This window comes from Stenotrophomonas sp. FW305-3-2-15-E-LB1, assembly GCF_058787375.1.
The window spans coordinates 1-8595 of the sequence record NZ_JBYSZR010000054.1 but is presented as its reverse complement, the minus strand read 5'-3'; the positions used below and the strand labels follow the sequence as shown (position 1 = coordinate 8595).

The 8595-nt window shown below is 66.7% G+C and carries 7 protein-coding genes; 2 read left to right on the top strand and 5 right to left on the bottom strand.

What is annotated here, in order from left to right:
* Positions 1-107: 107 nt before the first annotated feature.
* From AC3WL7_RS21205 to dapB, 5 genes are all read right to left on the bottom strand, one after another.
* Positions 108-1025 (bottom strand): phosphoglycerate mutase, encoded by a 918-nt coding sequence (locus AC3WL7_RS21205; protein ID WP_200734185.1) that lies wholly within the window; start codon positions 1023-1025, stop codon positions 108-110.
* Positions 1026-1029: 4 nt separating this feature from the next.
* The gene (gene greA / locus AC3WL7_RS21200) at positions 1030-1494 is read right to left on the bottom strand and encodes a transcription elongation factor GreA (RefSeq protein WP_481562401.1); all 465 of its coding nucleotides are present in this window, start codon (positions 1492-1494) and stop codon (positions 1030-1032) included.
* Positions 1495-1502: 8 nt separating this feature from the next.
* A complete protein-coding gene (gene carB, locus AC3WL7_RS21195) occupies positions 1503-4745 on the bottom strand; it encodes a carbamoyl-phosphate synthase large subunit (RefSeq protein WP_492753000.1) in 3243 nt (1080 codons plus the stop codon).
* 149 nt (positions 4746-4894) lie between these two features.
* Positions 4895-6022 (bottom strand): glutamine-hydrolyzing carbamoyl-phosphate synthase small subunit, encoded by a 1128-nt coding sequence (carA, locus tag AC3WL7_RS21190; protein WP_008265442.1) that lies wholly within the window; start codon positions 6020-6022, stop codon positions 4895-4897.
* Between the two features lie 289 nt (positions 6023-6311).
* Complete coding sequence (gene dapB, locus AC3WL7_RS21185; protein ID WP_492752999.1) at positions 6312-7040, bottom strand: 4-hydroxy-tetrahydrodipicolinate reductase; 729 nt, start codon at positions 7038-7040, stop codon at positions 6312-6314.
* Between the two features lie 90 nt (positions 7041-7130).
* Here dapB and AC3WL7_RS21180 point away from each other — a divergent pair, with 90 nt between their 5' ends.
* Both AC3WL7_RS21180 and AC3WL7_RS21175 read left to right on the top strand, forming a co-directional pair.
* Positions 7131-7892, top strand: coding sequence for a 3-oxoacyl-ACP reductase (locus AC3WL7_RS21180; protein ID WP_492752997.1), 762 nt, complete (start codon positions 7131-7133; stop codon positions 7890-7892).
* 130 nt (positions 7893-8022) lie between these two features.
* Positions 8023-8484, top strand: a complete 462-nt coding sequence (locus AC3WL7_RS21175) for a DUF4304 domain-containing protein (protein ID WP_492752996.1) — start codon at positions 8023-8025, stop codon at positions 8482-8484.
* Positions 8485-8595: the final 111 nt, after the last annotated feature.

Sequence of the window (8595 nt, the reverse complement as noted above, 5' to 3'; positions counted from 1 at the left end):
CGACCCAGCCATGTTGAAAGTGGGTCAAGCCTGCTTCCAGCAGGCTTGACCACGAACATAGGATCTCGGCTCTACAGTAGATCCACGCCATGCGTGGATGGCCCCGCTCAGTCGTGCAGCTGGCGGGGCTTCTTCCAGAACTGCCAGCGCTGGCGCTTGTCCAGCTGGAACTGCAGGCCGTCCTCGAAATCCAGCACCAGGCGCTGCAGCTCACCGCGCTGCAGTGCCACCAGCAGCGGACGGATGGCATCGTTGCCCAGCTGCTGCAGCGAGCGCAGCTGGCGCAGGTCGACCAGGGCATCGACGGACTGGTCGCCATCCACCGATACGCCCGCGGCCAGTGCCAGGCCCTGCAGCAGGGCATCGCGGCTGCGCACCTGCACGTGCGGAGTGGTCACCGACACCGGCATCACGCCGCCGCCCCAGAACCACAGGGAATTGATCGGCTGCTGGCCCTGGGCCGCGCGCTGCTGGTTCCAGGAATGGTTGTGCAGCAGCACCTGCGCTTCGGTCATCAGCGCACGCCAGCGGCGGCCGGCCTCGCCTTCGGGCAGGTGCGAGAACAGGTCATCGCCCAGCACCTCGTCGGGGCTGTCGAAGGACGGCAGTTCGGTATCGATGGGCAGGCGCAGGTACCAGCGCGCCGGGTCCGGCGCATCCAGCACGAAGCCCGCATCGGCGAACAAGGGCTGCAGCACCGGCAGCAAGGCCAGGCTGTCGGCCAGGGTCGGCCGCAGCGTTTCGCCGTGCCCCATCATCCGCGCACCGTGCATGTCCGGCACCATGCAGGCCGGATCGGCACGCAGCCAGCAGGCACCGGCGGCATCGCCGACATCACGCTGGCGGGTCAATGCAGCGACCGGCCACTGCGGCGCGGCCACGGTGAAATGACGCTGCAGCTGGGGGCGTTCGCCCGCCTCCTGCTGCACGGCGGTGGCGCGGCCCAGGGCCCGCGCCACCTCGTCAGGCAATGCAGCCGCTGCAAAGCGGCTGCGTGCCGGCAACAACAGGGTCGCCGTTGCCACCCGGTCAGGCCACGTAGCTGACGCTGACGATCTCGTACTCGCGCTGGCCGGCCGGGGCGTCGATCACGATCGAATCCCCTTCCAGCTTGCCGATCATCGCGCGGGCCACCGGCGAGGAAATGGCAATCAGGCCCAGCTTGATGTCCGCTTCCAGGTCACCGACGATCTGGTACTTCTTCTCTTCGTCGGTTTCCACGTCGGCCAGGGTCACGCTGGCACCGAACACCACCTTGGAGCCGGCGTTGAGCTTGCTCACGTCGATGATCTCGGCGTGCGACAGCTCACCTTCCAGCTGCTTGATGCGGCCTTCGATGAAGCCCTGTTCCTCGCGCGCGGCGTGGTACTCGGCGTTTTCCTTCAGGTCGCCGTGCTCGCGCGCTTCGGCGATCGCGGCGATCACCTTCGGGCGCTTGACCGACTTCAGGTGATCCAGTTCGTCGCGCAGCTTCTGCGCGCCCTTCATCGTGATGGGGGCTCTCATGCATTCAACTCCTTGTGCAGCTCCTGCAGCGACCAGACGGGGCCGGTGCCGCGGAATTCCAGTGAATCCACCAGCGCCTTGGCGCCGGCAATGGTGGTCGAGTAGGTGACGCGGTGCTGCAGCGCCTCGCGACGGATCGAGAATGAGTCGTTGATCGCGGCACGGCCTTCGGTCGTGTTGACGATGTAGACGATCTCGCCGTTCTTGATCGAGTCGACGATGTGCGGTCGGCCTTCGACCACCTTGTTGATGATCTCGCAATCCATGCCGTGCTGCTGCAGCCACGCGGCGGTGCCGCGGGTGGCGACCAGGCTGTAGCCACGCGCCAGCAGGGCCTTGGCCACCGGCAGCACGCGCTTCTTGTCCGGGTCACGCACCGAGACGAAGGCCTTGCCAACCGGCGGGGCCTTGATGCCGCCCGCTTCCTGCGCACGCGCGAAGGCGGCGTTGAAGGTACGGCCGACGCCCATCACTTCGCCGGTGGAACGCATTTCCGGCCCGAGGATCGGGTCGACGCCCTGGAACTTGGCGAACGGGAAGATCGCTTCCTTCACCGAGTAGTAGTCCGGCACGATCTCTTCGGTCGCGCCCTGCTCGGCCAGGGTCTTGCCGGCCATGCAGCGCGCGGCGATCTTGGCCAGCGCCATGCCGGTGGCCTTGGACACGAACGGCACGGTACGCGAGGCGCGCGGGTTCACTTCCAGCAGATAGATGGTGTCATCACCGTCGTCGTTGGTCTGGATCGCGAACTGGGTGTTCATCAGGCCAACCACGTTCAGGGCCTTGGCCAGTTCCACCACCTGGCGGCGCAGCTCGGCCTGGGTCTTGGCCGACAGCGAGTACGGCGGCAGCGAGCAGGACGAGTCGCCCGAGTGCACGCCGGCTTCTTCGATGTGCTCCATCACGCCACCGATCAGGACGTTGCCATCCTTGTCGGCAATGATGTCCACGTCCACTTCCACGGCGTTGTCCAGGAAGCGGTCCAGCAGCACCGGCGAATCGTTGGACACCTTCACCGCGTCGCGCACGTAGCGGGCCAGGTCGGATTCGCCGTAGACGATTTCCATCGCGCGGCCGCCCAGCACGTAGCTCGGGCGCACCACCAGCGGGTAGCCGATCTCGCGGGCCAGCAGCAGGGCTTCCTGGTCGTTGCGGGCGATGCGGTTCGGCGGCTGCTTCAGCTTCAGCGAATCAACCAGCTGCTGGAAGCGCTCGCGGTCTTCGGCCAGATCGATCGAATCCGGGCTGGTGCCGATCACCGGCACGCCATTGGCTTCCAGCGCGCGCGCCAGCTTCAGCGGGGTCTGGCCGCCGTACTGCACGATCACGCCCTTCGGCTGTTCCAGCTCGACGACTTCCAGCACGTCTTCCAGGGTCAGCGGCTCGAAGTACAGGCGGTCGGAGGTGTCGTAGTCGGTCGACACGGTTTCCGGGTTGCAGTTGACCATGATGGTTTCAAAACCATCCTCGCGCAGGGCCAGTGCCGCGTGCACGCAGCAGTAGTCGAACTCGATGCCTTGGCCGATGCGGTTGGGGCCACCGCCGAGGATCATGATCTTGTCGCGGTTGGTCGGCGCGGCCTCGCACTCGTCCTCGTAGGTCGAGTACAGGTAGGCGGTGCCGGTGGAGAATTCACCGGCGCAGGAGTCCACGCGCTTGTAGACAGGGCGCACCTTGTGGGCACGACGCAGCGCGCGGATGGCCGCTTCGTTGGTGCCGGTCAGCTGGGCCAGGCGGGCGTCGGAGAAGCCGGCGCGCTTGAGCTTGCGCAGGCGCGCAGCATCCAGCGCGTCGATGCCACCGGCAGCGACTTCGCCCTCGGCCGCGATGATTTCCTCGATCTGGTCCAGGAACCAATGGTCGATGAAGGACAGCGCGTAGATCTCTTCCACGCTCATGCCGGCGCGGAACGCATCGGCCACGTAGAACAGGCGCTCCGGGCCCGGGGCCTTCAGTTCGCGGCGCAGGGTCTGCAGGTCGTCTTCGCTGGTCAGGTCCAGGCCGGTCGGGTCGAAGCCGACCTTGCCGGTTTCCAGGCCACGCAGGGCCTTCTGCATCGACTCCTGGAAGGTGCGGCCCATCGCCATCACCTCGCCCACCGACTTCATCTGGGTGGTCAGGCGGGCGTCGGCAGCCGGGAACTTCTCGAAGGCGAAGCGCGGGATCTTGGTGACGACGTAATCGATGGACGGCTCGAACGAAGCCGGGGTCAGGCCGCCGGTGATCTCGTTCTTCAGTTCGTCCAGGGTGTAGCCCACGGCCAGCTTGGCGGCGACCTTGGCGATCGGGAAGCCGGTCGCCTTGGAGGCCAGCGCCGAGGAACGCGACACGCGCGGGTTCATCTCGATGACGACCACGCGGCCGGTGGTCGGGTTGATGCCGAACTGCACGTTCGAGCCACCGGTATCGACGCCGATCTTGCGCAGCACGGCGATGGAGGCATCGCGCAGGCGCTGGTATTCCTTGTCGGTCAGGGTCTGCGCCGGGGCGACGGTGATCGAGTCACCGGTGTGCACGCCCATCGGGTCCAGGTTCTCGATCGAGCAGACGATGATGCAGTTGTCCGCGGTATCGCGGACCACTTCCATCTCGAACTCCTTCCAGCCCAGCACCGACTCTTCGACCAGCACTTCGGTGGTCGGCGACAGTTCCAGGCCGCGGCTGACGATCTCGACCAGTTCTTCGCGGTTGTAGGCGATGCCGCCACCGCTGCCGCCCAGGGTGAAGCTGGGGCGGATGATGGTCGGGTAGCCGACGCGGGTCTGGATTTCCAGCGCTTCGTCCAGGGTATGGGCGACGGCGGCGGTCGGGCATTCCAGGCCGATCTCACCCATGGCCACGCGGAACAGCTCGCGGTCTTCGGCCATGCGGATCGCTTCGCGCTTGGCGCCGATCAGTTCGACGTTGTACTTCTCCAGCACACCGTTGTCGGCCAGGTCCAGCGCGCAGTTCAGCGCGGTCTGGCCACCCATGGTCGGCAGCAGCGCATCGGGCTTTTCCTTGGCGATGATCTTCTCGACCGTCTGCCAGTTGATCGGCTCGATGTAGACGGCGTCGGCCATCTCCGGGTCGGTCATGATCGTGGCCGGGTTGCTGTTGACCAGCACCACGCGGTAACCCTCGTCACGCAGGGCCTTGCAGGCCTGGGCGCCGGAGTAGTCGAACTCGCAGGCCTGGCCGATGACGATCGGGCCAGCACCGATGATGAGGATGGTCTTGAGGTCAGTGCGCTTGGGCATTTTCTTCTCTAAGTCAGTACAGCGTGACAAGGGGGGTGATCGCACGCTGTCGATCAGGAATCTTGATCCGCAGCACCGCGCCAGCGGCAGCAGCGATGCGGGGGCTTACGGTCCATCGCGACGCCACCGGCAGGCCGGCGGCGTACTGATCACGCCTTGCTCTGTTCCATCAGGGCCACGAAACGGTCGAACAGCGGACCGACATCGGTCGGGCCGGGCGACGCTTCCGGGTGACCCTGGAACGAGAACGCCGGCACGTCGGTGCGGGCGATGCCCTGGTTGGTGCCGTCGAACAGCGAACGGTGGGTCACGCGCAGGGTGGCCGGCAGGGTCGATTCATCAACCGCGAAGCCGTGGTTCTGCGAGGTGATCATCACCCGGCCGTTGTCCAGGTCCTGCACCGGGTGGTTGGCACCGTGGTGGCCGTGGCCCATCTTCATGGTCTTGGCGCCCGAGGCCAGGCCCAGCAGCTGGTGGCCCAGGCAGATGCCGAAGGTCGGGATCTTCACGTCGATGAAGGTCTTGATCGCTTCGATGGCGTAGTCGCACGGTTCCGGGTCACCCGGGCCGTTGGACAGGAACACGCCGTCCGGCTTCAGCGCCAGCACTTCAGCGGCCGGGGTCTGCGCCGGCACCACGGTCACTTCGCAGCCGCGCTCGGCCAGCATGCGCAGGATGTTGGTCTTCACGCCGAAATCGTAGGCCACGACCTTGAACTTCGCCGGCACGCTGACGAACGCGTTGGCGTCCAGGTCCAGCTGGCCTTCGGTCCAGGTGTAGGTCTTCTCGGTAGTGACGACCTTGGCCAGATCCATGCCCTTCAGCCCCGGGAACTTGCGGGCGGCTTCCAGTGCCTTTTCCACGTCGATGTCGCCGGCCATCAGCGCACCGTTCTGCGCGCCCTTCTCGCGCAGGATGCGGGTCAGCTTGCGGGTGTCGATGCCGGCGATGGCGACCACGCCACGCTGGATCAGCCAGTCCTGCAGCGACACCTGGCTGCGCCAGTTGCTGGGACGGCGCGGCACGTCGCGCACGATCAGGCCGGCCGACCACACCTTGGACGCTTCATTGTCCTGGTCGGTCATGCCGGTGTTGCCGATATGCGGATAGGTCAGCGTGACCATCTGCCGGGCGTAGGACGGGTCGGTCAACACTTCCTGGTAACCGGTCATGGCGGTGTTGAACACCACTTCACCGACGGACAGGCCGGGCGCGCCTACGGATTCGCCCTCGAATACGGTGCCGTCTTCGAGGACGAGGATTGCGGCTTGGGTCACGGAAATCTCACTTTGGCTACCGAGGGGGCTGCCGAAGTCACGCCTGCGCTTCACGGAAATCCGGTTGCAAAAAAGCGCGGACGTACGGTCTGGGACCGGTCCGGCTTTCGTGATTCGGCGAGTGCGAATTGTAGCGCTGCCGGGGCGCTCGCGCCAGCGGTTATATCGCTTCATGAACAGGCGATTGCGTATTCATTTCAATCCGGCGGCGTATGCAGCGCCCGCCGGTAGCGCCGGGCCATGCCCGGCGGAACTGACGAGGCCGCCGGGCATGGCCCGGCGCTACCGGTTAACCGGGGCCGTCCAGCAGGTCCCGCACCCGGTAGCTGCCCGGCGCGCGGCCGTGCACCTGGCGGGCGGCAAACAGCGCGCCGCGGGCGAAGATGTCGCGGTTGGTTGCCCGGTGCACCAGCTCGATGCGCTCGCCCAGGCCGGTGAACTGCGCCAGGTGCTCGCCGACGATGTCGCCCGCACGCAGGCTGGCGTAGTGCGGCTCCGCCCCGCCCCGCTGCGCGGCCGCACCCAGGGTCAATGCCGTGCCTGACGGCGCATCCTTCTTCTGCGTGTGGTGCGACTCGACCACGTCGCAGTCCCAGCCGGCCAGTGCCTGTGCGGCGCGTTCCACCAGTTCGTCCAGCACGGCCACGCCGAGGCTGAAGTTCGAGGCCCAGACCAGCGGGATCGCACCTGCGGCGGCCTCCAGTGCCTGCCGCTGCACCGCGGAAATGCCGGTGGTGCCCGACACCAGGCCCGCACCGCGCTCCACGCACAGCGCCAGCATCGGGTCGAAACCCTCGGGCAGGCTGAAATCGATGGCCACGTCGAACGCCGGCGCACCCGGCAATTCGCTGGCGGCGAAGTACGGCACGCCATCGATCACGCGCTGGGCCGGCGCACGGCCGGTCACCGCCGCCACGACCTGCAGGGTTTCGGGATGTTCGGCGGCCAGCCGCAGCAGGGCCTGGCCCATGCGCCCGGAAGCGCCATGGATGAGCAATCGAAGGGGAGTCTGGTTCATGCACGCAGGCTAGCGGCAGCGCGGTCGATCCGGCAAGCACCATCACTGCTACGCTGCATGCCCTTTCAGGCAATGGAACGCATTCCCATCATGCAGATCAGCGAACAACTGGTCCTGGTCACCGGCGCAGGACGCGGCCTGGGCACGCACATCGCCCGCGCCTTCGCCGCACAGGGCGCGCGCGTGGTCATCAACTACCAGCGCAGCGAGGGCCCGGCGCGCATGCTGGCAAGGGAACTGGGCGGACAGGCCGTCGCCCTGCAGGCCGACGTCACCGATCGCGACCAGGTCGCCGCCCTGCTGCAGCAGGCGCAGGCGCATTTCGGCCAGGGCGTCACCACCGTGGTGAACAACGCACTGGCCGCGTTCTCGTTCAATGGCGATGCGCGCGACAAGGCCGCTGACATCGGCTGGCCGGCATTCCAGGCACAGTTCGAAGGCAGCGTGCGCGGCGCACTGAACTGCGTGCAGGCCGCGCTGCCGGGCATGCAGGCGCAGCGCTTCGGGCGGATCATCAACATCGGCACCAACCTGTTCCAGAACCCGGTGGTGCCGTACCACGATTACACCGCGGCCAAGGCAGCCCTGCTTTCGCTGACCCGCACCCTGGCCGGCGACCTGGGCCCGCACGGCATCACCGTGAACATGCTGTCCGGCGGCCTGCTGCGCAGCACCGATGCCAGCGCCGCCACGCCCGAAGCGGTGTTCGACTACATCGCCGCCAACACCCCGCTGCGCAGCGTCACCACCCCGGCCGAGTTCGCCGATGCGGTGCTGTTCTTCGCCAGCCCGTGGGCACGTGCGGTCACCGGGCAGAACCTGGTGGTCGATGGCGGGCTGGTCAGGGACTGAGCGGCGCTACCGGCAGGCGGTCCGGTAGATCCACGCCAGGCGTGGATGAATCACGTGTCGCATTTGCCAATTGACGGTAACGCCCTGCCCCTCAACGCTGTCCGGCACCTTCCCGGCCAGGACAGCGCCCATGAAATCTTCGACGGTCTTCAGCAAATGTGCGCGGAATACGGGCTTTGCCGGGACCACCACTACCCGCTACCGGTTGCTGGAAGGCGCCTCGCTGGTTGTGAACCACCAGGCCGCGACACCCAGCAGGGGCTTCTATGTGAATGCCGGACTCTATTTTCCGGAACTGCTCGAGCAGGCCCTCACGCCCACCGATCTCGAAACCGCGTTCAGGTATCGCAGCAGCATCCCCACGCCACATGTCGACTGGCGGATCGAAGAGACCCCCGGCCTGCGCCAGGCCTTCATCCAGCAGGATCTTGATGACCTGCTCGCCGCCGGCGATCGCGCCCAGCTGCAATACCTGCTGCAGGGCGCCCTCGGCGATGTCGTGGGCTTCGTGGCAGCCCATGGGAACCGGGAATCAGTGAGGCAGCTGTCGCAGCACGGAGGCTTCCGGGCGATCATCCGCAGAGAGGTGTAGATCCACGCCATGCGTGGATGGGCGCCCGAAAACAGCAGCCGAGCATGGCTTGTATGTTCCCCCCGGCTCCTACGAGGTATGTAGGAGCCAGGGTGGAGGGACCGACAAGCA

Bases quoted from the DNA above. Each gene is read 5' to 3' on its own strand.
- carB (WP_492753000.1), bottom strand. From the start codon at position 4,745: ATGCCCAAGCGCACTGACCTCAAGACCATCCTCATCATCGGTGCTGGC.
- dapB (WP_492752999.1), bottom strand. From the start codon at position 7,040: ATGAACCAGACTCCCCTTCGATTGCTCATCCATGGCGCTTCCGGGCGC.
- AC3WL7_RS21180 (WP_492752997.1), top strand. From the start codon at position 7,131: ATGCAGATCAGCGAACAACTGGTCCTGGTCACCGGCGCAGGACGCGGC.
- AC3WL7_RS21175 (WP_492752996.1), top strand. From the start codon at position 8,023: ATGAAATCTTCGACGGTCTTCAGCAAATGTGCGCGGAATACGGGCTTT.